The sequence below is a fragment of the Micromonospora sp. CA-263727 genome (assembly GCF_050942455.1).
Taxonomy (GTDB): Bacteria; Actinomycetota; Actinomycetes; order Mycobacteriales; family Micromonosporaceae; genus Micromonospora.
Window position 1 is genome coordinate 3441652 of record NZ_CP192031.1, and the last position, 24376, is coordinate 3466027.

Genomic DNA, 24376 nt, shown 5'->3' on the forward strand with positions numbered 1-24376 from the left:
CGGCGTCAGCGCCCGGCCCGCCGGGGCGCACCGGCCCCGGCGGGAGCACCGGGCGCCGCGCGCTCGATCAGTGGCGCCACCAGCGCGGCGAGCGCCCCGCCCAGCAGCGGGAAGACGATGAACAGCCAGAGCTGCCGGAGCGCGGAGCCGCCCTCGAAGATCGCCGGCCCGAAGGCGCGGGCGGGGTTCACCGCCGCCCCGGTCAGCGCCACACCCACCAGGTTCGCCACGCCGAGGGCCAGCCCGATCGACAGGCCGGCGAAACCGGACAGGTCGGTGCAGCGCTTGCTCACCACCAGCACGACCAGGACGAAGAGGAACGTCAGGACGGTCTCCAGCAGCATCGCGCCGCCGACGTTGATGTGCGTGCCGTAGCCGTTGGAGCCCAGCACACCGGTCTGGTCCGTCACGCCGCCCCAGCGGACCAGGATCCAGAGCAGGAAGGACGCCACCCCGGCGCCGACGAACTGGGCGATCCAGTACGCCACCGCACCGGCCGGTGAGATCTTGCCGGAGAGCAGCACACCGAGGGTGACCGCCGGGTTCACGTGGCTGCCGGAGAGTTGACCGATGGTGTAGACCAGCGCCAGCATGACGAACCCGAACGCCAGCGCGACCACCACCACCCCGCCCTCGACCCGGGCGGCGATGGCGCTGCCCACGCCGAAGAACACCAGCAGGAATGTGCCGAGGAACTCGGCTGCGTACCGCCTGATGTCGACCATGGCGTCAGTCTTGCCCACGCCGCCACCCGGCGGCGGCGTTTCCGCTGCTCAGGGTTGGTGTGAGCCGAACGGCGCGGGTCAGGAGGGGCGGTTGAGTCGCCGGTACACCGGAGCGAGCCGGTGGTGCAGCTCCCGGTAGGCGGCGAAGACCTCGTCGTAGGTGGCGCGGTACGCCGGATTCGGGGTGAAGACCCGGTCGGTGCGGATCAGGTCGGGGATGTCGGCGAAGGTGAGCAGCCCGGTGCCGACCGCGCCGATCCAGCCCGCGCCCCGGGCGTTGACCGCGAGTGGCTGGGCGTCCCGCCGGATCTCGACACCGAGCACGTCGGCGAAGATCTGGCACCACGCCGCCGACAAGGCTCCGCCGCCGGTGATCGCCATCGAGGTGACCGGGGCGCCGAGGAAGCGGTCGACCGCGCGGGCCAGCCAGCGGGTGTTGAACGCGACCCCCTCGAAAACCGCCCGCAGCAGATCCGACCGGTTGGTGTCGAGCGAGATGTTGAGGAAGCCGGCGCGTAGGTTCGGGTCGTCCACGGGCGCACGCTCGCCGTAGAGCCAGGGGGTGTAGAGCACGCCGTTGGCGCCCGGCGGCACGGTAGGAATGATCCTGTCGAACGCGTCGAAGATGGTGCCCTCGTCCCGGCTGACGTGGCCGGCACCGAGCAGCGGATCGTCGTACTCCACGATCTTGTCGCGGAGCCAGGTCAGGTTGGCGCCGGCGGTGGCCTGGAGGGCGGTCATCAGGTAGCGGTCGCCGATGGCGCAGGGCACCGAGGCGATGCCGGCGGCGACGTCGGTCTTCTTCCGGGGCACGTGGGCGGCGATCCACGACGAGGTGCCGACGTAGAGGTGCGGTTGGTGGTCGCCGGTGGTGCCGGCGCCGATCGCCGCCGCGGTGTTGTCGATGGCGCCGGCCACCACCCGCACCGACTCGGGCAGGCCCAGGTGCGCGGCGGCGGCCGGGGTCAGCGTGCCGATCACGTCGGTGCAGGCCACGATCGGCGGCAGCTTGTCGCCGTCGATGCCGCAGCCGGCGACCAGGGCGGGGGAGTAGCGGATGTCGCCGGGCCGCCGGTTGTCGGTCACCCACGAGGTCAGGATCGAGTCGACGGTGGCCACCGTCCGCCCGGTGAGCCTCAGGTTGATCCAGTCGAGCACGTTGAGGAACGACGCGGTCCGCGCGTACACCTGCGGCATGGTGTCGCGGATCAGCAGCATGTGGGCGGCCGGGTCCTTGCCGGTGGGCGAGGGCATCCCGCCGGTGAGCCGCAGCCAGCGCGCGATCCGGCGCACCGACATCCCCTGGTACGCGGGAAAGCCGCCGAACTGCCGCCGCAGATGGGGTGCGCCGCGCATGTCGAGCCAGCTGATGCACGGGGTCAGTGGCTCCCCGGCGGCGTCCACGGCGATGGTCCCCTCGCCCTGGGTCGACGCGCACACCGCGGCCACCGCCCGCAGTTGCTCGGGGTGGTCGCGGCCCAGCTCGGTGGTGACCTGCCCGAGCGCCGCCCACCAGGCGAGCGGGTCCTGTTCCGCGCCGCCGCCGGGCAGCACCCGCAGCGGAACCGGCCGTTCGGCCCAGCCGGTGACCGTGCCGTCGGCGGCGACCAGGGCCGCCTTCATCCCCGAGGTGCCGAGGTCGATCGCGAGGATCTGCGGTGGTGTGGCGGCCACCGGCTCAGACCCCCTCGACCAGCGCGAAGACCTGGTCGAACCGGGCGAGCGCGTCGTCGATGACCTCGTCGGTGTCGGCCATCGAGGTGTACATCCGGGAGCCGGCCAGGGTGATGATGCCGTGCGCGGTGTAGGCCGCGCCCATCTGCTCCATCAGCCGCTTGCGGGCCTTGTTCTCCCGCAGCAGCTTCAGCGGGTTGCGCATGTCGAGCAGCATGACGCCGCTGCACTCCAGATGCACGATCGACCCCTGGTTGTACGCGACGTACGGCAGACCATACTTGTCGATCAGCCGTTGCAGGCCCCGGGTCAGCCGGTCACCGGCCCGGCCGGCGATCACCGGCGCGTTGGTGCGGGCCATCTCCTCGATGGCGAAGTAGCCGGCCGCGCAGGACAGCGGGTTGGCCGACAGCGTCCCGCCGACCTGGATGTGCGCGCCGCTGCGACCGTCCAGCCCGGAGCCGAAGACGGCCATCACGTCGGCCCGGCCGCCGACCCCGCCGGCCATCGGGTACCCGCCGGAGACCGCCTTGCCGAGCACGGTCAGGTCGGGGGTGACGCCGAAGTAGCCGGCCGCGCCGCCCAGACCGAGCCGGAAACCGGTGACCACCTCGTCGAAGATCAGCAGCGCGCCGAACTCGTCGCACAGCTGGCGGACCCGGGCGTTGTAGTCGTGGGGCACCGGTCGGGTGCCGGACTCCGGGCCGACCGGCTCCACCACCACGGCGGCGGTGCCGCCGCGCAGCCGGTTCTCGATCAGCTTGCGTTTGAGCTGCCCGAGGTCGTGCGGGAAGGTCTCCCGGGTGCGGCTGGTGGCGCCGAACGGGATGCCCTTGGCGTTCATCCGGTACGTGCCGGGCACCCGCAGCCCGTAGACCATCGTGTCGGACCAGCCGTGGTAGGCGCCGCCGACCTTGATCACCATCTTCCTGCCGGTGAAGGCGCGGGCCCCACGGACCGCCGCCATCACCGCCTCGGTGCCGGAACCGAGCGAGCGGTACATCTCCACGTGCGGCAGGTACCGGTGGATGATCTCGGCGAGCTTGAGTTCGTACTCGTGGAACAGCCCGGTCACCGGCCCGGAGTCCCGGACCACCTCGGCGACCCGCTCGTTGACCGGGCCGTAGTTGCTGCCCAGGATCGTCGGCCCACCGGCCTGGAGGAAGTCGATGTAGGTGTTGCCGTCCCGGTCGACCAGGTACGCGCCCTCGGCCTTGTCGACGGCGAGCGGGAACGGGTAGTTGAAGGCCAGGTTGTGCTGCACACCGCCGGGGATGCGCCGCCGGGCCCGATCGGTGATCTCCCTGCTGGCCCGGCACTTGGTGTCGAAGTAGTTCAACACGTCGAGCATCGCGTCGTGGCGCAGCCCGCGCACCGGCTGGGCGGTCAGCGCCCGCAGCCGCCGCATCACGTCCTCGACGTCCGGATACTCGCTGATCGCATAGCCCAGCCGGGCCGACTCGGCACCGGGTGCCTCGTCGCCCGCCGGGGCCGCCGTGCCGGCCCCGCTTCCCGGCGTGGCGCTGGCGGCGGCCGCCTGCGCGGCTGTGGCATCGGCGCTCGGCAACTGCTCGTCGACGGGCACCCGCAGCGGCTCGACCGCCTCGGTGATCTGCGCGGCGATCCGCTTCTCGTCGGCGCGCAGCTTGCCGAAGGCGATCTCGCGGATCGCGGTCGGGATGGTGTAGACCCGGCCCGCCTCGCTGGTCAACGCCAGCAGGTACGCGATGGAGACCTTCTCCAGCAGCGCCATGTTGAAGACCGCCCGGTCCGGGTCGGTGCCCACGGCGACGATCCCGTGGTTGGCGATGATGAAGGCGTTGTCCCCGCTGGCGACCTTCTTCTGCACGTTGCGGGCCAGGAATCCGGTGCCCGAGGGGGCGTAGTCGATGATCGCCACCTCGCGGCCCAGGAAACGCACCTGCTCGTCGGTGAGCGCCGGGATCGGCTTGCGCAGGAACGCCAGCGCCGAGGCGTACGGCTGGTGGGTGTGCACGATCGCGTTCACGTCCGGGCGTTCCCGGTAGATGTTGGCGTGCATCCCGCACTCGATCGACGGCTTCAGGTCGGCACCGGAGCCGTCGGGCACGTGCCTGCCCTCGAAATCCACGATGCAGATGTCCTCGACGCGCATCCGGTCGTAGTCGTAGTTGCTCGGGGTCACCGCGTACCGGCGGTGGCCGGGGATCCGGACCGAGACGTTGCCCTCGGTCGCCTTGAGGTAGCCGCGGGCCAGCATCGTTCGGCACATGTCGACCACATGCTGGCGGGACAGTCGGTGCTGCACGCGCTCCTCCTCCGTCGGGCCGCCGGGGCGTCCGGGGCGCTGGCGGATCCATCCTCGCTCGGCGGGCCGGATCGAAACACCGTCCCGCCGGCAGCGAGAATCCGGGGCTTTCTTATCCCGTCGTGACAAAATCGGCCGGGTGAGCGCCCCTGGGTCCGTGGCCCCGTGGCGGCGGCTGCCCGCCGACCTGGCCACCGCGATGCGTCCGCACCTGCCCGCGACCGTGGCCGCCGTCGCGCTCGCGGTCACCGAGGCCACGCCGGCCTTCGCCACCATCGACGACGACAAGTTCGCCCGGGACGTACGCACCGCCGTCCAGGTCGCGCTCGACCGCTTCCTCGACCTGGTCGGCACCGACGAGCCGGCGCTGCCGCCCCGCTCCCGGGAGGTCTTCGTCGCGCTGGGCGCCGCCGAGGCACGGGAGGAACGCGGACCGGAGGCGCTGCTGGCCGCGCTGCGGATGGCGGCGCGGCTGCTGCTGCGGACCGCCTCGCAGTCACTGGCGCGGCTGCGCCCGGTCGGCACCGAGGAACTGATCGACCTCTCCGACGCGGTCACCGCGTACGTCGACGAGTTGGCCGCGGCGGCCACCGACGGCTACGCCCTCCAACTGCGCGAGCAGGCCGGCGAGGGCGACCGCCGCCGTCAGCTCGCCGAACTGCTGCTGCGCGGCGACGGCATGCCCAGCGCCGTCCAGGCCGCGGCCACCCGGATCGGCTGGCCCGACCTCGACACGCTGGTGCCCGTACTCCTGCCGCTGGACCAGGCCCGCGACGCGCGGTTCCGGTACGGCCCCGACGGCCTGGTCGTCGAGCGCGGACGCGATGCCGTGCTGCTGCTGCGGGCCGGCCCGCGCACGAGCCGGAACCACCTCGCCGAGGCGCTGGCGGGCCGCCGGGCGGTGGTGGGCCCCGCCCTGGGCTGGGCCCAGGTGCCGGCCGCGGTACGGCTGGCCGAACTGACCGCCGGCCTCGTGGCTGCCGTGGCGGGACCGACCTTCGTCGACGATCATCTCGTCGCCCTGATGTTGCGCGGGGAGACCGGCGCGCTCGCGGTCCTGGCCGCCCGCCGGCTGGCTCCGCTGGCTCCGCTGCGCCCCGCGCAGCGGGAGAATCTCCTGGCGACTCTCTACAGCTGGCTGCGGCACTGGGGTTCGCGCGCCGAGGTCGCCGCCGAGTTGTTCGTCCACCCGCAGACGGTCAGCTACCGGCTGAACCGCCTGCGCGAGCTGTACGGCGACGCCCTCGACGATCCGACCATCCGGTTGGAGTTGCTGCTGGTGCTGGCGCGCGGCAGCGGTCCCGCCCCGGTCTGACCGACTGGCGACGAATCGCCGTGTCGGCCGTTATCCGGTCGTCGATTTGTGGGCCGTTCATTTCCAAGTGGCATTTCTCGGACAGCGGACCGGTTCGGGTGGAACGGTGATCCGGCTCACGGTCGTTGCCCCCGAGGGGGGTGCTCCGGCAGGTCATTTCCCTATGCTGACGTGAAACGGCCGTCCCGCTCCGTCGAGGCGAATCGCCACGGTGGTAGGCGCGGGGCGGCTTTTTTGCGGAGTGTGGGAGAGGAAGTGGCAGCGATGGCCGGTTCCACGCGTATCTGGAACGGGATGTCCATCCCTGCGCCTGGCAGCTACCAGCTTGACACTGCGCACAAGCGGGTCGGTTTCGTTGCCCTGCACATGATGGTGAGCCCGGTCCGAGGCGAGTTCCGGGAAGCGAGCGCGCATATTCTCGTCGCGGACGATCCGCTTCAGTCGTCGATCCGGGCGACAATTCAGGCCGGAAGTCTCGACACGGCGAATACGGACCGCGACACCCACCTCCGTAGCGCCGACTTCCTCGACGTGGAGCGTTTTCCCGTCCTCGAGTTCCGTAGCACCGGGCTCGCGTTGCCGGAAAAGACCGATCCGATCTTCTACTGGGCGAAGCTCCGTAACCACCGGCTGGGTCGTCGGGTGGAGCAGCCGGAGCCCTCCCGGGCGGCGGACCCGATGACCGGGCGGTTCGTGCTCGCCGGTGAGCTGACCGTCAAGGGAATCACCCGCGCGGTCGATCTTCAGGTCGAGTTCGGCGGCGCCCGGCGTGACCCGTACGGGCAGGACATCTTCGGGTTCAGCGCGACGGGTGAACTCAACCGGGAGGAGTACGGCCTGGTCTGGAATGTCGCCCTGGAAAGCGGCGGCGTGCTGGTCGGCAAGAGCATCCGCATCGAGATCGCCGGCGAGGCGATCCGTCAGGGGTAGCCCCGCCGGCCCCGAACGCGCCGCGCGGCTCGCCTCGCCGGTGGTGACGTGCCGCTCAGTCCACGGCGGTCACGCCGAGGGCGGAGACGGACGGGTGGGTGCGCCCCTCGTCGTCGATCGCCAGGGCGAGGCCACCGGTGGAACGCGGCCCGGTGGGTGTGACCACCCGCAGGGCCGGGCCACCGTCGACCTGGGCGACGATCTCGCCGTCGCGTACGGTGACCGTGACGCGGTGGGTGGCGGCCGGGGTGAGCGCGGCCTCGGCGACCACCTGGCCGTCGCGGAGCAGCGCCAGCCGACCGAAGGCCACCCGCACCGAGACAGCGGCGTCGCCGCCCACCCCGACCAGCAGGGTGACGCTCCCGCCGTCGGCGCGCAGGCCGCGCAGTGTGGCGTTGGCCGTGTAGTCGGTCCAGTCCGCGCTGGCATAGGCGAGCAGCGCGCCGTAGGCACGGCGCGGGCTGTCGGCGGCGAACCGCCCGGCGGTCAGCGACGACAGGTCGGTCATCGGCTCGCCGCGCTGGTCGCGCCAGTCCCAGGCACGGGCGAACGGATCGGTCGCCCGCGCGGGCACTGCCGTCCGCTCGACCACCGCGCTGACGAGTTCGGCCGCGCCGGTGGTGGCGTACACCTCGGTCCGCTCGATCTGCCCGCCGGCGGCCGACCGGCGGCTGTTCGGCTCCGGTCGCAGCGACTTGTTCGTCAGCGCCGCGGCGAACCGTTCGGCGACCAGGTCGCGACTGAACGCGGTGGCCTCCGGATCGGTCGCGCTGTCACCGACCTCGGAGAACGGGTACGCGAACAGTTGTGGGCGCGGCAGGTCGTGGGCGGCGAACGCGGCGAACATCGCGTCCATGTCGGCGGTCAGCCGCGCCTGGTAGGTCGCCAGGCTCTCCGCTGCGCCGGTGACCGGGTCCCACCGCCGGTGGGTCAGCGGGGAACCCAGCTGGTTCGGGCCGGTCTGCACCCGGGTGTGCAGGTCGTGGGTGTGCGCCTGGAAGTCCCAGCGGCCGGAGCGGGCCATCCGGGCGATCTCCGCCCAGCTCAGGTAGTACGGCCGGTGCGTGCCCACCTGGCCGGTGATCAGGTAGGAGGCGGCCACCATGCGGTGTCGGGCCAGGATCGGGTCGGCGTACGCCCAGAGCCCCCGGGTGCCGTCGTCGAAGGTCAGGTAGACCGAGCGGGCCGGCACCGTGCCGCCGTTGAGGTAGTCGACGTACTGCGCCGAGGAGATCGCCTGGTATCCCGCCGCGCGGAGGGCGGTGAGCTGGGCGTCGAACGCCTCCGGGGTGACCACGTAGTGCTCCTGGCCACCGGGCGCGGTCGCGGCCGGGTCGTCGCCGTGCGGCCGGATGTCGTGGTAGGCCACCACCACCGGTGCGGCCTGCGCGGGCAACTCTCCGGCCAACTCGGCCCAGCGTTGCAGGTCGGCCGGGTCGACCCGGGTGACGGCGGTCTCCCGCTGCGCGCTGACCTGCCGCCGCAGATCGGCGAGGTACCAGGACACCCCGAAGGGCGTCGCCACCACCAGAAGCGTGGCCAGGGAGAGCAGCGCGCCGAGCGAGCGGGGCCAGAAACGCCTCATCGGAACACCTCTCCCCGGGAGAACACGATCACGTAGAGCAGCACCAGCGCCCCCGCTCCGGCGAGGGTGAGCGCCAGCCGGGCCAGCCGGGTCACCAGGTGCCGGAGGGCGTTCACACCGCGCTCCGGGACCAGACGCCGCGGCGGATCGTGCTCACCGAGTAGGGCAGCAGCCAGGAGAGCACGGTGGCGGAGAGCACGCTCATCAGCGGCCGGTACGCCCAGCGCGGGTCACCCGGGTTGTCCAGCCGGTACGCCAGTCCCCAGGCGGTGCCCTTGAGCAGCACCCCGCAGAGGTAGAGCAGGGGAACGGCCCACCAGCCGCGCAGCGGTGCCCAGAGCAGGTGGGAGAAGGCCATCGCCGGGGCCAGGGCGACCCAGAGCGCGTGCCCGTAGTAGAGCGCGGCCGGGCCCGGCCCGCGCCGCCACATGAACGTGCCGGTGAAGAAGAGGTTCCGGACGTAGCTCTTCTTCCAGCGGATCTGTTGGCGCAGGAACGGTCGTGGCCGGGCCGGCACCCGGGTCCAGACGTGGGCCGAGCGGACGTAGCCGACCCGCCAGGCGCGCGGCGGGTGGTCCTCGTCGTGGACGAACGGCGAGTCGGCGAAGCGCTGCTTGAGCCGGTCGCCGATCCAGCGTTGCCCGAGGACGTAGCCAGTGAGCTGCCGGTCGGTGGCGAAGCGGAACTCGCCGCCGAGGAACCGGTCCGCCGCCCAGGCCGGCAGGTAGTTGACCACCGCCGCGCGCCGGAACACCGCCAACGGGCCGGAGACGCAGGTGACCGCGCCGAACGACGCCTCGGCCGCCTTGGCCACCCGGAACTGGCCCTCGTACCAGACGTCCTGTACCCGGGTGAGCAGCGACTCGTCGGGGTTGAGCGCCCGCGCGTGCCCGCTGACGGCGCCGAGATCCGGTTGCCGGAGCAGGGCCTCGACGCAGCGTCCCAGCGCGTCCGGGGCAAGGACGCAGTCGGAGTCGGTGAAGGCGAGCACCTCGCCGGTGGCGTGTCGGGCGCCGTGCACCAGGGCCCGCTTCTTGCCGACGTTGCGCGGCAGACGCAGCACGGTGACCGGGAGTTCGGCGGCGAGCCGGTCCAGCACCTCGGCGGTGCCGTCGGTGGAGCCGTCGTCGACCACGATCACCTGCAACGGCCGGTAGTCGCTGCCGGTCATCGAGCGTACGCACGCCTCGATTCCGTCCGCCTCGTCCTTGACCGCCACCAGCAGGCTGACCCGGGGGGACGACGGCAGGGGCGGGAACGCGGCGGTGTGTCGGGGCTGCGGCGGGGCCGCACTGGGATCCACGTAGCGGGCGTAGGCCAGGTAGAAGACGGCGACGGTGGCGGTGAGCACGGCCACGCCGTAGTACGCCAGCAGCGGGGCGTGCGGCAGTTGGGGCGCCTGCCGGGCCAGCAGGACGATGAGGGGGAGCAGGGCGAGCACGGTGAGCAGTCGGCGCAGGCCGCGCCGGACCGGATCCGGCATCTCAGAGGACCTCACGTCCGGGCAGCCCGGTCAGTCGGTAGGTGGCGTCGAGCACCAGGGGCTGTCCGCGCAGCCACGACTCGTCCAGACCGGCCTGGGCGGTGTGCACGACCACCAGGTCCCACTCCCGGTCGGCGTGGTCGGCGAGGCGGTGCAGGGTTCCGCCGTCGGGGGTGCGGACCGAGGCGACGAGGTCGTCGACGAAGCCGACGTCCGCGCCGGCGCGGACCAGCTCGCCGATGATCTCCAACGCCGGTGACTCCCGGACGTCGGCGACACCGGGCTTGTAGGTCACCCCGACCAGCAGGACCCTGGCTCCGAGCAGGGTACGGCCGGATCCGGCGAGCAGGTCCCGGACCCGCTCGACGACGCGGCCGGGGCGGGCGGCGATGCCGCGCATCGCGGTCTCGATGAGCGGCGCCTCGCGGCGTTGCCCGCGTAGCTGCCAGAGCAGGTAGTGCGGGTCGCAGGGGATGCAGTGCCCGCCCACCCCGGGGCCCGGCTGGAAGGCCATGAACCCGTACGGTTTGGTGTCCGCCCCGTCGATCACCTCGGTGACGTCCAGGCGCAGGTCCCGGCAGAGGTCGGCGAACTCGTTGGCCAGTGCGATGTTCACCGCACGGAAGGTGTTCTCCAGCAGCTTGGTCATCTCGGCGGCCTCGGGTGAGCCGAGTCGGTGCACCCGGGGGGCGATCCGGGCCAGCGCGGCGGCGGCCCGCGCGGTGCAGTCCGGAGTCGTCCCGCCGACGACCCGGGGGGTGAGATCCTGACGGTGCCGGTCGTTGCCAGGGTCGACCCGCTCCGGGGCGAAGGCCACCCAGACCTCGTGCCCGACCCGCAGCCCTCGGGCGGCCAGCGGCTCTACCAGCAGCTCGCGGGTGGTGCCGACGTAGCTGGTCGAGGTGAGCACGATGGTCTGGCCGGGGCGGGCGTGGGCGACGACCGCCGCGCAGGCGGCCCGCAGCGCCGCGAGGTCCGGAGCGAGGTGGCGGTCCACCGGCGTGGGCACGCAGACCAGCACGGTGTCGGCGTCGGCGATCTCGCTGGGCGAGGTGGTGAGTCGCAGCGCGGGGTCGGTGGCCCGCAACGTCTCGCGTAGCCGGTCGCGGTCGATGTCGAGCAGGTCGGCCCGGCCGGCCCGGATGTCGTCGAGCCGGGCCGGATCGATGTCGACGCCGATGACCCGGGATCCGCTGGCGACCAGGGCGAGACTGGTGGGCAGGCCGACGTAACCGAGGCCGACCACTGCGGTGTACGCCCCCGGGACGGCGGGGACGGCGAACGCGGCCGGCTCCGGTGGGCTGGCCGGGGGTGCCGGGGCGATGGCCGGGACGTCGGACCGGATGGCGGGTAGGAGCTGCGACATGGTCGAGGGCCCTCACGGAAGGTGAACGGGGATGACCCAAGAGTGCCGAACCTGCCGCTCCGGCGACCGTCCGCTCAACAGTCGGCCGAGGACCAAAATACTACGGTCAGTAGTTGCCTGTTCGGTCAATTCTCCCGGCCGGAACGGGCGACTAGCGATGCTTTCGTTCCCGAAGCGTAACTTTCTGTAATCACGGTGGGATCGCTGGCAACGACCGCCCCACTGTTCTCACCGCGTCGCGGAGGGTAAGAACCATCACTGGCTGTGAGCTGGCCGGCTGTGTAGGTCGGGCGGCGCCACCTTGCTCGCGGGGCTCTGCCGCGACGGGGGTGCTGCTCCCGAGCGGCTTCTCGCCACCGTCACCGTGTTCCGGCTCACGTTCGGGTCGGCCGGGTGGTGGGCGGCGACGGGCGATGCGATAACCTACTAAACCCATAGGGATAAGCGCCTAATCCGAGTCGCTTCCGCCAGGGCTGAAGGGCGGGTTGTCGGCGGTCGCACAGCCGCCGGTAACCCGCCCGAAACCAGCTCCGCCACCACGAATGACGAGGAAAGATCAGTGATCCGCATCGAAGGTCTGCGGAAGACCTTCCACGGCCGGGGCCGCCCGGTCACCGCCGTCGATGGCGTCGACCTCACCGTCGCCGAGGGCGAGGTGTTCGGTGTGGTCGGGCGCAGCGGCGCCGGCAAGAGCACCCTGCTGCGCTGCGTCAACCTGTTGGAACGCCCCGACGAGGGACGCGTGACCGTCGACGGGGTGGAGTTGACCGCCCTGCGTGACGACCGCCTGCGGCGGGCCCGGCAGGGCATCGGCATGATCCACCAACACTTCGCCCTGCTCGCCTCCCGCACCGCGGCCGACAACGTCAGCTTCGCCCTTGAGGTGATGGGCGTCCCGCGGCGGGAGCGGGTCGCCCGGGTGGCGGAACTGCTCGACCTGGTCGGCCTCGCCGACCGCGCCGGCGCGTACCCCGCGCAGCTCTCCGGTGGCCAGAAGCAGCGGGTGGGCATCGCCCGGGCCCTGGCCAGCCGGCCCCGACTGCTCCTGTCCGACGAGGCGACCTCGGCGCTCGACCCGGACACCACCGGCGCCATCCTGACCCTGCTACGCGGCCTCACCCAGCGGCTCGGCCTGACGATCCTGTTGATCACCCACGAGATGGAGGTGGTCAAGCGGCTCTGTGACGGGGTAGCGATCATGCGCGAGGGCCGGTTCGTCGAGTTCGGCCCGGTGACCGAGCTGATCAGCCGCCCCGACTCCCGGCTGGCCCGGGACATCTTCCCGCTGGGTCCGGTGCCGACCGTGCCCGGTCACCTGCTGTACGACGTCACGCTCGCCGGGCCGGTCGGCGACGCGGCCTTCGTGTCCGACCTGACCCGCCGGCACGACCTGGACGTCCGCATCGTCGCAGGGGCCGTCGAACAGCTGGCGGCCACCCGGGCGGGCCGGCTGCGGATCGCGCTTGCCGAGGCCGCGCCGGGACTGGCGGATGCCCTGCGTGACCTGCGCGCGGCCGGGTTCGGCGTGGAGGCGGCCCGATGATCGCCCCGGACCTCGTCGACCTGCTGTGGCAGGGCCTGGTCGAGACCGCCTACATGGTCGGCGTCGCCACCCTGCTCTCGGGCGCCGGCGGACTGCTGGTCGGCGTACTGCTGATCCTGACCGACCGTGGCGGCCTGCTGGCGGCGCCCCGGCTCAACGGGCTGCTCGGCCTGATCGTCAACGTCGGACGCTCGCTGCCCTTCATCATCCTGCTGGTCGCGATCAGCCCGTTCACCCGATCCGTGGTCGGCACCACGATCGGCACCACCGCCGCGATCGTGCCGCTGACCGTCAGCGCCATCCCGTTCTACGCCCGGATCGTGGAGGCCGCCATCCGGGAGGTGGGCCGGGACGTGGTGGACGCGGCCCGCGCAATGGGCGCCTCCCGCCGGCAGATCATCGTCAAGGTCCTGCTCCGGGAGGCCAGACCCGGCCTGGTGGCGGGACTGACCATCACCGTCGTCGCGCTCATCGGCTACTCCGCGATGGCCGGCGTGATCGGCGGCGGTGGCCTCGGCGACCTCGCGCTGCGCTACGGCTACCAGCGGTTCGAGGACGACGTGATGATCGGCACCGTCGTGCTGCTGATCGTGGTCGTGCAGGCCGTCCAGATGCTCGGCGACCGGGTCGCCCGAACCCTGTCCCACCGATAGACGACCACGCGGAGACCCCCCGTGGAGACCGAGAGAAAGGCAATTCCGTGCGACGTACCATCCCTGCGTTGATCACCGCCGCTGCCCTCGTCCTGGGCCTCGCCGCCTGCGGCTCGGACCCGGCCGAGACGGGCACCTCGACGCCCACCGACGCCGCGCTCAAGGTCGGGGTCAGCCCCGTCCCGCACGGGGAGATCCTCACCTACATCAAGGACAACCTGGCGGAGCCGGCCGGGCTGAAGCTGGAGATCGTGGAGTTCACCGACTACGTGCAGCCGAACAGCGCGCTCGCGGACGGGCAGCTCGACGCCAACTACTTCCAGCACATCCCGTACCTGGACGAGGAGAAGGCCGCCAAGGGTTACAAGTTCACCGCGCTCAAGCCGGTGCACATCGAGCCGCTCGGCCTCTACTCGAAGAAGGTCACCAGCCTCGCCGACCTGCCGGAGAAGGGCGTGGTGGCGATCCCGAACGACCCGTCCAACTCCGGTCGGGCACTCAACCTGCTCGCCCGCAACGGCGTCATCACGCTCCGGGACGGCGCCGGGGTGAAGGCCACCCAGCGTGACATCGTGGACAACCCGAAGCAGCTGGAGTTCCGGGAGCTGGAGGCGGCCCAGCTGCCCCGTAGCCTTCAGGACACCGCCGCCTCGATCATCAACGGCAACTACGCCATCGAGACCGGACTCACCCCGGCCACCGACGCCCTGGTTCTTGAGCAGGGCGACGACAATCCGTACGCCAACCTGGTCGTGGTCCGCGACGGCGGCGAGAGCGACCGGCGGGTGCAGAAGCTGGAGGAGCTGCTGCACTCGGCCGAGGTGAAGAAGTTCATCGACGAGAAGTACAAGGGCTCCGTCCTGGCCGCCTTCTAGCTTCCGACCCCGGCTGGGCCGGCGCGCCGATCAACGGTGGCGCGCCGGCCCGGCCACGTCGTCCACGCCGGCTCCCGTCCCTCTCCTGCCTAGGATCCGCGGCATGGCCCAGATCGACCTGAGGCGGCTTCGGCTGCTTCGCGAACTGCGCGACCGCGGCACGGTCACCGCGGTCGGCACCGCCCTGCACCTGACCTCCTCGGCGGTGTCGCAGCAACTGGCGGCCCTCTCCCGCGATGTGGGCGCGCCGCTGCTGGAACCGCACGGGCGGCGGGTACGCCTCACCGACGCCGCCCGACTGCTGCTGCGGCACGCCGACATCCTGTTCGCCCAGCTCGAACGGGCGCAGACCGAGATCGACGCGCACGTCGCCGGGGCGGCGGGCACCGTACGCGTGGTCAGCTTCGCCACCGCCGTACCGGCGCTCGCGGTTCCGCTCGTCCACCACCTCGCCGTCGCCCGGCCCGCGCTGACCATCGCGCTGCACGAGGCGGACACCGACGTCGGCGTGGACCGGCTACTGCGCGACGACACCGACGTGGCGATCGCCCTGGACGGCGGGCTGCGCGTGGACGACCAGCGGTTCACCCGGCTGCCGTTGCTGGTGGACCCGATGGACGTGGCCCTGCCCGCCAGGCATCCGCTCGCGGCGGAGCCCGCCCTGCGCCTGGCCGACCTCGCCGACCAGCCGTGGATCATCTCCCCAGGTGGGCTGTGCCGGGACCTGACCCTGCGGGAATGCGCGGTGGCCGGCTTCACCCCGTCCGGCGGGCACGCCGCGGACAGCTGGGAGGCGACGATCGCGATGGTCGGCGCCGGCCTGGGCGTCGCCCTGGTGCCCCGGATGGCGATCCGGGCCGCTGATCCGGCCGTGGCCGTCCGGGTCCTCCGCGCCGAGCAGCCCCGCCGCCGGGTGGTGCTGCTGGTCCGGCGCGGCGGCGACCGCGCTCCGCACATGCGCGCCGTGCTGGACGGGCTGCGGCAGGTCGCCGACGCCTACGCGCAACAGGCCGGATTGGATGCGCCGACCGGCTGACCGTTCAGTTCTGCTGAACGGTTCCGGGCGCGAACCGGAGGTGGACCCGCCCGGGCGGGCTACCGAGACTGGTCGTGGCGTCGCCCCGTCCGTCCGTACTCCGCCCGTCAGGGGTGTCACATGTCCAATCCGAACCTGCTGCGCTTCGTCCTGCTCGCCCTGCTCTGGGGCAGCAGCTTCGCGCTGATCAAAGTCTCCCTGGAGGGGCTCTCGCCCAGCCAGTTGGTGCTGGCGCGGCTGCTGCTGGGCGCCGCCGTCCTCGGTTCCATCGCGTTGATCCGCCGGGTGCCGCTGCCCCGGACCCGGCCCGTGTGGGGGCACGTCGCCCTGGCCGCGCTCTTCGGCAACGTCCTGCCGTTCCTGTTGCTCTCCTATGGCGAGCAGAGCACCGGCGCCGGCATCGCCGGGGTTCTCATCGGCGGCACCCCGTTGCTGACGCTCGCCCTGGCCACCGCCGCGTTGACCACCGAGCCTGCCACCGGGCGCAAGACCATCGGCCTGGCGGTGGGGTTCGCCGGCATCGTTCTGGTCATCGCGCCGTGGAACTCGACCCTCGGCTCCCTCGGCGGGCAACTCGCCTGCTTCGGGGCGGCGGTCAGCTACGCCGTCGGCTTCGTCTACGTCCGGCGGTTCCTGTCGCCGCTGGGCCTCGCCCCGCTGGCCCTGGCCACCGGGCAACTGCTGGCGGCCGTGGCGTTGCAGGTGGTCGCCACGCCGTTTCTCGCCTGGCGTTCGCCCGACCCGACACCGCGGGTCATCGTCAGCATCCTGCTGCTCGGTGTGCTCAGCACCGGCCTGGCGTACGTCCTCTACTTCCGGCTGATCGGCGACACCGGCGCGACCACCGCCTCGGCGGTCAACTATCTGGTGCCGGTCGTGGCCGTGCTGGTCGGGGCGGCCTTCCTCGACGAGCCGGTGACCTGGAACCTGGTCGTCGGTGGCCTGGTCGTGCTGCTGGGCATGGGGCACGCCGAGAATCGGCTGCCGCGCCGCCGGGCGTCCCGTTCCGCACCCCCGGCGACCGCCGCTACCGGCCCGGCCACACCGGATGTGACGGGGCCGGGCGGTCAGTCGAGCCAACGGGCCGGGTCGCGGAGTTGCTAGGCTGGTGACCGCGCGGGCCATCCGCGCGAGGTGGGAAGAGGAGCGCGACATGTCGACGGGGGACGACGACATCTCGGGGTGAGCAACCCCGCCGCCGGCCGGCGAGCGCCGGGGCGGCCCGTCCTGTCGTAGCCCTGTCTGCCTGACCGGGGCGCCGGTCGCGTCCCCGGCTTCCTTCCCGAGGTCTCTCCGTGATGTCCGACGTCTGCGTCGTCTGCACCAACCTCTCCTTCTCCTGGCCCGACGACACTCCGGTGTTCCGGGACCTGTCCTTCACCGTGCCGCCGGGGCGTACCGGTCTGGTCGCGCGCAACGGCGCCGGCAAGTCGACCCTGCTGCGGCTGATCGCCGGCGAGCTGAGCCCCACCGGTGGCGGCGTGACCGTCGAGGGCGTGCTCGGCTACCTGCCGCAGAACCTGCCCCTGGCCGGGGAGCTGACCGTCGCCGAGGTGCTGGGGATCTCCCCGGCGCTGGCCGCGCTGCGGGCCATCGAGTCCGGCGACGCCAGCGAGGAGAACTTCGCCGCGATCGGCGACGACTGGGACGTCGAGGAGCGCAGCCGCGCCGAACTCGACCGGCTGGGCCTGGGCGAGATCGCCCTGGACCGGCCCCTGCACACCCTCAGCGGCGGTCAGGTGGTCTCCCTCGGCCTCGCCGCGCAACTGCTCCGCCGCCCGGACGTGCTGCTGCTCGACGAACCGACCAACAACCTCGACATCGACGCCCGGCACCGGCTGTACGCCGTGCTGGGGAACTGGTCCGGGTGCCTGCTGCTGGTCAGCCACGACCGGATGCTGCTGGACCGGATGGACCGCATCGCCGAACTCGACGCCGGCCAGCTGCGCCTGTTCGGCGGGAACTTCACCGCGTACGAGGAGGCCGCGCGGGCGGCCCGGGAGGCGGCGGAGCGCACCGTGCGTAGCGCCGAGCAGGAGGTCAAGCGGGAGAAGCGGGAGATGCAGCAGGCCCGCGAGCGGGCCGAGCGCCGCGCCGGCAACGCCGCCCGCAACCTCGGTGACGCCGGTCTGGCCCGGATCGTCGCCGGTGGGCTCAAGCGCAGCGCGCAGGAGTCCGCCGGGCGGGCCCAGCAGGCGCACGCCAACCGGGTCAGCGCGGCGCAGGGGCGGCTCGACGAGGCCGGCCGGGCGCTGCGGGAGGACGAGACGCTAACGCTGGAGCTGCCGGAGACCGACGTGCCCGCCGGCCGGACGGTGGTCGAGGGGCAACGGATGCAGGTACGGCACGACTCCCGGCCGCTGTTCGCCGGGGACGGTGTCGAGCTGACCATCCGGGGGCCGGAGCGGATCGCGCTGACCGGGCCGAACGGCGCCGGCAAGTCGACCCTGCTGCGCCTGCTGCACGGCGACCTCGAACCGCAGGGCGGGCGGGTACGCCGGGCCGACGGCCGGGTGGCGTACCTGTCGCAGCGGCTGGACCTGCTGGACCTCGACCGTACGGTGGCGGAGAATCTCGCCGGGTACGCCCCGCAACGGCCGTTGGCCGAGCGGATGAACCTGCTGGCCCGGTTCCTGTTCCGGGGCGCCCGCGCCCACCTGCCGGTCGGCGTGCTCTCCGGCGGCGAGCGGCTGCGCGCCACCCTGGCCTGCCTCCTCTACGCCCAGCCGGCGCCGCACCTGCTCCTGCTCGACGAGCCCACCAACAACCTGGACCTGGTCAGCGTCGGGCAGTTGGAGAACGCGCTGAACGCCTACCGGGGCGCGTTCGTGGTGGTCAGCCACGACGAACGCTTCCTGCACGACATCGGCGTACGGCGGTGGCTGCGCCTGGACGGCGGGAGCCTGCGCGAGATCCCCGCGCCCGACCTCGAGTGAAGGGTCGTCTGGCCCGGCCGGACTGCCCGAGCACGTCCGGGAGCGCGGTTCACGGGCGGGCACGGCGGCGTTACAGTGGGCATTGCCGGCGCTCTGACCGGGGAGGCGTCCGTGTCGAATCACCTACCTCTGCCGGAGCACCGATCCGCCGGCCGAGCGGCAGGCCGGACGGCACCCGGGCCGGTGGCGGGTCGGGCCGGTTCCGAGGCGGTGCCGAGCCGGGCCGCCGGGGTCGCGCCGCCCGTGCACGAGGCCGCGACGCTGGGCCTTGTCGACCGGCCGGGACGCGAACACTGGTGGGAGCAGCTCGGCGAGCGGGTCCGCGACCGGATGGAAGCCCGGGTCGGTCCGGTGGTCGAGTGGTGGGCGGATCGCCACCATCTCGACGCGCGACGCCCGTACGCGGTTGTGCTCGGCGCGCGGGGCCTCGCCGTCTGCACGCCGACCGTGAACGATCGGGGCGGCCCGGCGCAGCTGCTCACCGTCGTCCCCTTCGTGCCGTCGTCGCTGCGACACGCGGTCATCGTGCAGAAGCCCGCGCGGTGGCGGCGGGGGAGCCCGTCGCTGCCGGCCGGCGACTCGGCGCCACCGGCGGTGGCGGGCCTGCCGCTGTCCCCGCGCCTGCGCGATCTGCTCGGCAACCTGCCGGCGGACGCGCAGGCGCGACTACAGTGGCCGTTCGTCAACGGCGACGTGCTCGTCGACAGCGACCACTACTACCGTGGCACCAGCCATGAGCTGGACGTCTGGGCGTACCTCGCCGGGCGCCGGTGGGTGACCTTCGTCTCCGGGCACGGCACCGGCCTGTCCGGGCCGGCGCACCGGGCGTCGTGGCGGCTGATCTGCCGGCAGGCCGAGGTCGCCGGGCGATGAGACAGCCCATGGAGGAGCCGGACTACTACGCCCTGCTGGGCGTGTCGTCCGACGCCACGGAGGCCGAGATCCTCCGCGCGTTCCGCCGCGAGGCGCTCGTCCACCATCCCGACCGGGGAGGCGACGCCGACGCCTTCCGGCTGCTCTACCGGGCCCGGGAGGCGCTGCTCGACGCGGATCGGCGGGCCGCCCACGACCAGCGTCGGCGCGGCGCGGCTGCGCCGCCGGGCCGCCCCGGGCCGCCGCCCGGCCCGGACGAGGGGGCCGCCGACCCGTTCGAGTGGACGCAGGGCGCCGGGCCGAGCGCCGAGGATCGCCGGACGGGCGGACCGCAGGCGTACTACGAGCCGTTCCCGGCATACCAGGCCGGCCACTCGTGGCGACGCAGCGACCGGTTCGCCTGGTGGCAGGCGCCGGGCGGGTGAACGGGCTCAGGCGCACGGCTTCCTGGCCGAGCCCGGCACCCGGAGGCGTTGGCCGACGTCGATCGCGGTCCGCTTGCCCATGTCGTTGAGCTGTTGAAGCTCCTTCACGGTGGTGCAGTGCCGGGAGGCGATCCTGGTCAGCGTGTCGCCGCGCTTGACGACGATGGTGTCGAAGGGCAGCAGCAGGGGCGGAAGCGAAAATGTGGGACGGATGTACGGCAGACCCAGGGTGGGTAGCGGCTGGGCGGTCGGCGGAGGCCAGGCTGCCCGGCTGGCGAGGGCCGGCCAGTTCGCCGGCAGGCTGGTGGCGGTCGGCGGAGGGCGCTCCGAGTCGTCCGAGCCGATCAACGCGATGCCCCAGGCGCCGGCGAGCACCACCAGCACCCCGATCGTGAACCGGCGGACCCCGTCCTGCCGTTGGATCTCCTCGGCGACGAAGTCCGGCAGCTGGCCGGCGATGTCCACGCCGGTGGTCCGCCCGGCCGGAGCCGACACGGAGCGCAGGAGCAACGGCACGGGCGTGTGGACGTTCACGCCGCGTCGCGCCAGGTCCCGGCGGAGCGCACGCACGGCCGTGGCGTCCCGCGCGGCGGCTGCCGCCAGCTCCTCCAGGTCCTGGCCGGTCTCGTCGCGTGGGACGAGCAGATAGCCCTTTGTCCAGCTCAACACCCACTGCGCCCGGCCGCCGCCAGCCAGGGCCTGGCCGATGAGCGCGAACAACGCCTCCGCGAGTTGCTCCTCGGGCCCGGCGGCGTCGGTCAGCCGCCGGGCGAGCTCGGCCTGCTTGCCCTGCTCCAACAGGTCGAGGACCGTGCCGAGGGTGGGGCGTGCGGAGACCGCGACGCCACGTGCGGCCTCCAGCAGTTGGCTCGCCAGCTCCACCGCGAACGCCTCGGCGGCGGTGTCGGCCCAGGTGGCCTGCGGCAAACCCGTGGGCCGGCTCCGCGCCTGGGCGAACACCCTGTCCTGTACGCGCAGCACCGCCGCCCGGTCGGCCAGCAGCGGCTTCTCGTCGACCGGGATCGGGTCGCCCGCGGGCTGTGTCTCGATGATCGCGAGGCGGCGGGCCAGTGGCGGGTGGGAGTCCAGCCAGGAGCGGTTCGTCTCGATCGGGTGCTTGCGCAGCTCCGCCAGCCGCTCCTGGACCAACGGGTCGTCCACCATGGCGGCGAAGGTGCCGAAGAGATCCTCCGGCACGAAGCCGAGTCGTTGGATCGGGCGTACGAACATGGTCAGGAAGCCGGTCCAGGCGTGGCCGAGCGCGTGGACCCGGCGCAGCGCCTCGGCGGTCGCGGCCGGCCCGACCACGGCGGCCGCGCGGGCGTCGGCCTCCAGCTCCTGGCGGCGGCGTACCGCGAGCGACACCCACAGAAAGAGCCGGGCATACCCGCCGACGATCTTCTGGTAGAACCAGGCGTACCCGGAGATGCCCTGCCGCGACTGGGCCGTCATCCGCAGCCGGAAGAGCGCGGACTGTAGCGCCGCCGCGCCCCGATAGGTGACCGCGCCGAATCGGGTGTGCCGGCCGGCGTAGTGACCGAATTCGTGGGCGAGCACGGCCCGCAGCTCCGTCGGCGTCAACTGGGTCAGCAGCGGCACGCCGAGGTACATGGTCCGCGCGCCGACGGCGAAACCGAGCATCCGCGGCTCCTCCGACACCGCCGCGTTGACCTCCGGGGTCAGGAAGATGCGGGTCGGCGGCCGGGTGTCCAGCTCACCGGCCAACTCCTCCACCAGCCGCCACAGCTCGGGCGCCTGACGGCGGGGCAGGAACACCGCGCCGGTGGGCGGCGCCTCCACCCGGCTGACCGCCGCGACCCCGTAGAGCAGCGCGAAGACGGCCGAGATGCTGCCACCGACCACGAGCGGCCAGCTACCGCCGCTGGTCGGCGAGGTGAACGCACCCCAGAGCACGAGCACGACGAACAGCGAGTTCGTGGCGACGAGGACGAACGCCAGCACGTACACCCCGGCGAGCAGCGCGACCGCGAGCACCCCACGCAGCCAGCCGAGCACCGCGCCGACGATGCCGGCCGCCCCTTCGCGGCGGCGGCGCAGCGCGCCGCCGCCCCGCCCGCCGACCTTCATTCCTCCTCCAGGCGCTCGGCCAGGGCAGCGCGAGCCCGCTCCAGCGCCTGCGGATCGGTCTCGACGGCCGCCCGCAGCCAGGCCTGCGTGTCGAGCAGCGCCCGGACCAGCGGGTCCTGGCCGGCACCGATCCGGTACGCCCCGAACCGGCCCAGCCAGCCGACGCCCATCCCGGCCACCAGCGGGTCCCGTCCGGTCACCTCGTCGGCCGCCATCCCCAGCGCCTCCCTCAACGTCTGACGCGCCTTGGCCACGTTGGCGGCCACTCCGCCGCGGGTCATCCGTAGCGTCGTCGCGATCTCCTGCTGCGACCAGCCCTCCAGACTGAACAGCGCCAGCGTCATCCGCTGCCGGGGCGGCAGCGTGGCGAGCAGGCGCAGCACCTCGCGCGCCTCCGCGGTCTGTTCGGGGCTGGCCTGCGCCGGTACCGGCAGGTGGAGCAGCCGCTCCTGGCCGGTCCGGCGCTTGCGGTACACCTTCCACAGGCGCTGCACCATCACCCGGCGGATCCACGCCTCGGGCGCGTCGTAGCCGGCGACCCGGTCCCACACCCGGTACGCCTCGACGAACGCCTCCTGCGTCGCGTCCTCGGCGTCCGCCCGGTCCCCGCACAGCATGATCGCCTGCGCCAGCATCGACGGGTACGTGCAGGCGAAGAACGTCGCGAAGTCGCGCTGCCGCCCGGCCGGCTCGGCGTTCACCGGCCCATCTCCGCCCGCGGCAGGACGGGCGCCAACCGTACGGTCACCGTGCTCCCGTCCGGCGCGGCGTCCTCCACCACCCCGCCCGGTCCGGCCGCCCGGAGCAGCAGGGCTATCACCTCCGCCCGCGCCCGGGCCCGCGCGGGCCAGGTGTAGAGCGACACCAGCGAGTACGCCAACCGGGCGCCCACCACCACGATCATCAATACGACAGCGTCAACCATGTGCCGCGTCCTTCCTCCAGGTGCTGACATCGACATCCGAATACAGCCAGCAGGGCCCGGAAGGTTTACTCGGACGGTTCGCTCCATTATGGCCGCCCGGTGCGGCCATGGCCTTGACCGTGCCGGAACGCCGACACCCGCCCGGCACGGCGCGGTCTCTGCTCCGTCCGCGTCGCATGATCGTGCTCGATCGGGGATTGAGTGGCCTCTACATCGCAACGAGGCCACTCAATCCCGGACCGAGCGTGATTCACCACATCCCGCCGCGAGTGGCGGCCAGTGCGGTCAGAAGGGGCTCAGGATCAGCCCGGCCGAGCGGGGGTCGCCGTCGTGGACCAGCGACTCGAACGCGCCGACGTCGTCGAAGGCGAAGGCGTACGCCTTTCCGTCGCGCATGTTGGCGTGGATGACCCGGGCATAGTGGTTGGTCGGGTTGTTGCGGTAGAACTCGGCGGCGTTCGTGCTCGGCTGGGTGTGGATGGTGCCGAGCGTGCCCCGGTTCAGCGCGGCGCAGAGCGTCCGGGAGATCGGGCCGACCACCTGGTCGTTGGGGGCGGGCAGGTCGCCGTCGCAGCCCCAGACGCTCGCCGAGGAGGGCCGGTTGAACGAGGCGACGACCTGGCCGGCGCTGTTGGTGAAGGTCATGACGTTGCCCGAGGTCCGCCCGGAGTAGCGGACGTCGGGCCGGTCGCCGAACGGCACCACGGTCAGGGTCCGGCCGGTGTACGCGTTCCACGCCGAGGCGATGTACGAATCCAGGTAGGTCGGGCTGAGCAGGCCGGCGCCGGCCGCCTTGCCCGGTGCCAGGACCCGCAGCACCGTGCCGTCGCCGCGGGTGTACACCGTGTTGGCCCAGCCGGACTGGGACCGGATGCCGTTGATGATGGCGTTTCGACCGCCGGTGACCACGTCGCCGGTGCGTCTGGTGACGCCGTTGGCGCCGGTCACGGTGACCGCGTGCGGCACCGCGAACATGTCCACCTGCGAGCTGTTCAGCCACAGGCCGGCGTCGTTGTAGGTGAACTCGCTCCAGTCGAAGAGGATGTCGCGGTTGGGGTCACCGGGGGCCCACGGCGCGGGTTGCACCAGGCCGTCCGGGGTGAGGAAGAACTTCAGCTTCTCTCCGAGGGAGAAGTAGACGCGGCCGGAGAAGCCGCGCGGGAAGCGGATCGTCGCGGTGCCGCCGTTGGCCGGTCCCGGGATCGACGCGTCGGGTGCGGGGGAGGGCGGGATCTGCCCGCCGGTCCAGGGGGTGAACGTGCCGGCCTGGTTGACGTAGCCGAGGCGGCCGGAGGAGTGCTGCACGCCGAGCACGTACAGGTGGACGGCTCCGGCGCGGCCGGTGCTGTTGGTCACCGTGACGGGCAGCAACGGTGGGCCGATGGCCTGGGCCGGTGCGGCGGCGACGAGGGCGGTCGGGACGGCGGTGATCAGGGTGGCTGCGACAGCCAGCAGCCTTCTTCGGACAACCACGGGGACTCCTCCGGTCGGTGGTGACACGGTGTGAGAGAGCGCTCTCTCAGACTCTGACTGTTAAGGACGTTTGTCAATAGATGTGCGGCGATGTCGTGAGGTCGGTGGGCCGTCACCGCCTGCGATGCTCGGGAGCCCGCCGCCGCGGCCCATCGCCCACCGGTCAGCTGCCGCTGGCCAGGCC

General features: G+C 72.6%; 20 protein-coding genes. 10 read left to right on the forward strand and 10 right to left on the reverse strand.

The annotated features are described in order from the left end of the window. Positions 1 to 5 precede the first annotated feature (5 nt). From ACQPYA_RS15150 to ACQPYA_RS15160, 3 genes are read right to left on the reverse strand one after another with little or no spacing between them, the layout of a single operon-like run. On the reverse strand, positions 6 to 743 hold the full coding sequence (locus ACQPYA_RS15150; RefSeq protein ID WP_433533235.1) for an MIP/aquaporin family protein: 738 nt from the start codon (positions 741 to 743) through the stop codon (positions 6 to 8). Positions 744 to 803: 60 nt separating this feature from the next. Continuing rightward, entirely contained in the window at positions 804 to 2399 is a 1596-nt protein-coding gene (locus ACQPYA_RS15155; RefSeq protein ID WP_433533236.1) for a xylulokinase, read from the reverse strand. A 4-nt stretch (positions 2400 to 2403) separates the two neighbouring features. After that, positions 2404 to 4686 carry an aminotransferase class III-fold pyridoxal phosphate-dependent enzyme gene (locus ACQPYA_RS15160; RefSeq protein ID WP_433533237.1) on the reverse strand — a complete coding sequence of 761 codons (2283 nt, stop codon included), beginning with the start codon at positions 4684 to 4686 and terminating at the stop codon, positions 2404 to 2406. A 139-nt stretch (positions 4687 to 4825) separates the two neighbouring features. On the opposite strand from ACQPYA_RS15160, the gene ACQPYA_RS15165 reads away from it, so the two are divergent. Beyond that, positions 4826 to 6001 (forward strand): PucR family transcriptional regulator, encoded by a 1176-nt coding sequence (locus tag ACQPYA_RS15165; protein WP_433533238.1) that lies wholly within the window; start codon positions 4826 to 4828, stop codon positions 5999 to 6001. A 264-nt stretch (positions 6002 to 6265) separates the two neighbouring features. Beyond that, complete coding sequence (locus tag ACQPYA_RS15170; protein WP_433533503.1) at positions 6266 to 6931, forward strand: YceI family protein; 666 nt, start codon at positions 6266 to 6268, stop codon at positions 6929 to 6931. A gap of 55 nt (positions 6932 to 6986) precedes the next feature. On the opposite strand, the gene ACQPYA_RS15175 is transcribed toward ACQPYA_RS15170, so the two are convergent. From ACQPYA_RS15175 to ACQPYA_RS15185, 3 genes are all read right to left on the reverse strand, one after another. Continuing rightward, positions 6987 to 8516, reverse strand: coding sequence for a polysaccharide deacetylase family protein (locus ACQPYA_RS15175; RefSeq protein ID WP_433533239.1), 1530 nt, complete (start codon positions 8514 to 8516; stop codon positions 6987 to 6989). Positions 8517 to 8628: 112 nt separating this feature from the next. Next, complete coding sequence (locus tag ACQPYA_RS15180) at positions 8629 to 9999, reverse strand: glycosyltransferase family 2 protein (protein WP_433533240.1); 1371 nt, start codon at positions 9997 to 9999, stop codon at positions 8629 to 8631. A 1-nt stretch (position 10000) separates the two neighbouring features. Continuing rightward, complete coding sequence (locus ACQPYA_RS15185) at positions 10001 to 11365, reverse strand: nucleotide sugar dehydrogenase (RefSeq protein WP_433533241.1); 1365 nt, start codon at positions 11363 to 11365, stop codon at positions 10001 to 10003. Between the two features lie 559 nt (positions 11366 to 11924). Between ACQPYA_RS15185 and ACQPYA_RS15190 the strand changes: the two genes are divergently transcribed. The 8 genes from ACQPYA_RS15190 to ACQPYA_RS15225 all read left to right on the forward strand — a co-directional run bounded on the left by ACQPYA_RS15190 (position 11925) and on the right by ACQPYA_RS15225 (position 19706). Then, positions 11925 to 12908, forward strand: a complete 984-nt coding sequence (locus ACQPYA_RS15190; RefSeq protein WP_433533242.1) for a methionine ABC transporter ATP-binding protein — start codon at positions 11925 to 11927, stop codon at positions 12906 to 12908. Then, on the forward strand, positions 12905 to 13561 hold the full coding sequence (locus tag ACQPYA_RS15195) for a methionine ABC transporter permease (RefSeq protein WP_433533243.1): 657 nt from the start codon (positions 12905 to 12907) through the stop codon (positions 13559 to 13561). Before ACQPYA_RS15190 ends, ACQPYA_RS15195 begins: the two co-directional genes overlap by 4 nt. Before the next feature lie 68 nt (positions 13562 to 13629). Then, positions 13630 to 14436, forward strand: a complete 807-nt coding sequence (locus ACQPYA_RS15200; RefSeq protein ID WP_433533244.1) for a MetQ/NlpA family ABC transporter substrate-binding protein — start codon at positions 13630 to 13632, stop codon at positions 14434 to 14436. A gap of 103 nt (positions 14437 to 14539) precedes the next feature. Continuing rightward, positions 14540 to 15472: a LysR family transcriptional regulator gene (locus ACQPYA_RS15205; RefSeq protein WP_433533245.1), complete on the forward strand. Its 933-nt coding sequence runs from the start codon at positions 14540 to 14542 to the stop codon at positions 15470 to 15472. A 120-nt stretch (positions 15473 to 15592) separates the two neighbouring features. After that, positions 15593 to 16576 (forward strand): DMT family transporter, encoded by a 984-nt coding sequence (locus tag ACQPYA_RS15210; RefSeq protein WP_433533246.1) that lies wholly within the window; start codon positions 15593 to 15595, stop codon positions 16574 to 16576. 194 nt (positions 16577 to 16770) lie between these two features. After that, complete coding sequence (gene abc-f, locus ACQPYA_RS15215) at positions 16771 to 18408, forward strand: ribosomal protection-like ABC-F family protein (RefSeq protein WP_433533504.1); 1638 nt, start codon at positions 16771 to 16773, stop codon at positions 18406 to 18408. Positions 18409 to 18519: 111 nt separating this feature from the next. Continuing rightward, positions 18520 to 19281, forward strand: coding sequence for a hypothetical protein (locus ACQPYA_RS15220; protein WP_433533247.1), 762 nt, complete (start codon positions 18520 to 18522; stop codon positions 19279 to 19281). Beyond that, positions 19278 to 19706: a DnaJ domain-containing protein gene (locus tag ACQPYA_RS15225; protein ID WP_433533248.1), complete on the forward strand. Its 429-nt coding sequence runs from the start codon at positions 19278 to 19280 to the stop codon at positions 19704 to 19706. The genes ACQPYA_RS15220 and ACQPYA_RS15225 overlap by 4 nt, the downstream gene beginning before the upstream one ends. 6 nt (positions 19707 to 19712) lie before the next feature. Here ACQPYA_RS15225 and ACQPYA_RS15230 read toward each other — a convergent pair whose 3' ends face one another. From ACQPYA_RS15230 to ACQPYA_RS15245, 4 genes are all read right to left on the reverse strand, one after another. Continuing rightward, on the reverse strand, positions 19713 to 21794 hold the full coding sequence (locus tag ACQPYA_RS15230; RefSeq protein ID WP_433533249.1) for a M48 family metalloprotease: 2082 nt from the start codon (positions 21792 to 21794) through the stop codon (positions 19713 to 19715). After that, positions 21791 to 22495: a sigma-70 family RNA polymerase sigma factor gene (locus ACQPYA_RS15235; protein WP_433533250.1), complete on the reverse strand. Its 705-nt coding sequence runs from the start codon at positions 22493 to 22495 to the stop codon at positions 21791 to 21793. The genes ACQPYA_RS15230 and ACQPYA_RS15235 overlap by 4 nt, the downstream gene beginning before the upstream one ends. Next, entirely contained in the window at positions 22492 to 22719 is a 228-nt protein-coding gene (locus ACQPYA_RS15240; RefSeq protein WP_433533251.1) for a hypothetical protein, read from the reverse strand. Before ACQPYA_RS15240 ends, ACQPYA_RS15235 begins: the two co-directional genes overlap by 4 nt. 285 nt (positions 22720 to 23004) lie before the next feature. After that, on the reverse strand, positions 23005 to 24192 hold the full coding sequence (locus ACQPYA_RS15245) for a beta-1,3-glucanase family protein (protein ID WP_433533252.1): 1188 nt from the start codon (positions 24190 to 24192) through the stop codon (positions 23005 to 23007). Positions 24193 to 24376: the final 184 nt, after the last annotated feature.

Coding starts and splice junctions, on each gene's coding strand:
- ACQPYA_RS15170 (WP_433533503.1), top strand. CDS start 6,266: ATGGCCGGTTCCACGCGTATCTGGAACGGGATGTCCATCCCTGCGCCT.
- ACQPYA_RS15205 (WP_433533245.1), top strand. CDS start 14,540: ATGGCCCAGATCGACCTGAGGCGGCTTCGGCTGCTTCGCGAACTGCGC.
- ACQPYA_RS15210 (WP_433533246.1), top strand. CDS start 15,593: ATGTCCAATCCGAACCTGCTGCGCTTCGTCCTGCTCGCCCTGCTCTGG.
- ACQPYA_RS15180 (WP_433533240.1), bottom strand. CDS start 9,999: ATGCCGGATCCGGTCCGGCGCGGCCTGCGCCGACTGCTCACCGTGCTC.
- ACQPYA_RS15175 (WP_433533239.1), bottom strand. CDS start 8,516: ATGAGGCGTTTCTGGCCCCGCTCGCTCGGCGCGCTGCTCTCCCTGGCC.
- ACQPYA_RS15225 (WP_433533248.1), top strand. CDS start 19,278: ATGAGACAGCCCATGGAGGAGCCGGACTACTACGCCCTGCTGGGCGTG.
- ACQPYA_RS15230 (WP_433533249.1), bottom strand. CDS start 21,794: ATGAAGGTCGGCGGGCGGGGCGGCGGCGCGCTGCGCCGCCGCCGCGAA.
- ACQPYA_RS15195 (WP_433533243.1), top strand. CDS start 12,905: ATGATCGCCCCGGACCTCGTCGACCTGCTGTGGCAGGGCCTGGTCGAG.
- abc-f (WP_433533504.1), top strand. CDS start 16,771: ATGTCCGACGTCTGCGTCGTCTGCACCAACCTCTCCTTCTCCTGGCCC.
- ACQPYA_RS15240 (WP_433533251.1), bottom strand. CDS start 22,719: ATGGTTGACGCTGTCGTATTGATGATCGTGGTGGTGGGCGCCCGGTTG.
- ACQPYA_RS15185 (WP_433533241.1), bottom strand. CDS start 11,365: ATGTCGCAGCTCCTACCCGCCATCCGGTCCGACGTCCCGGCCATCGCC.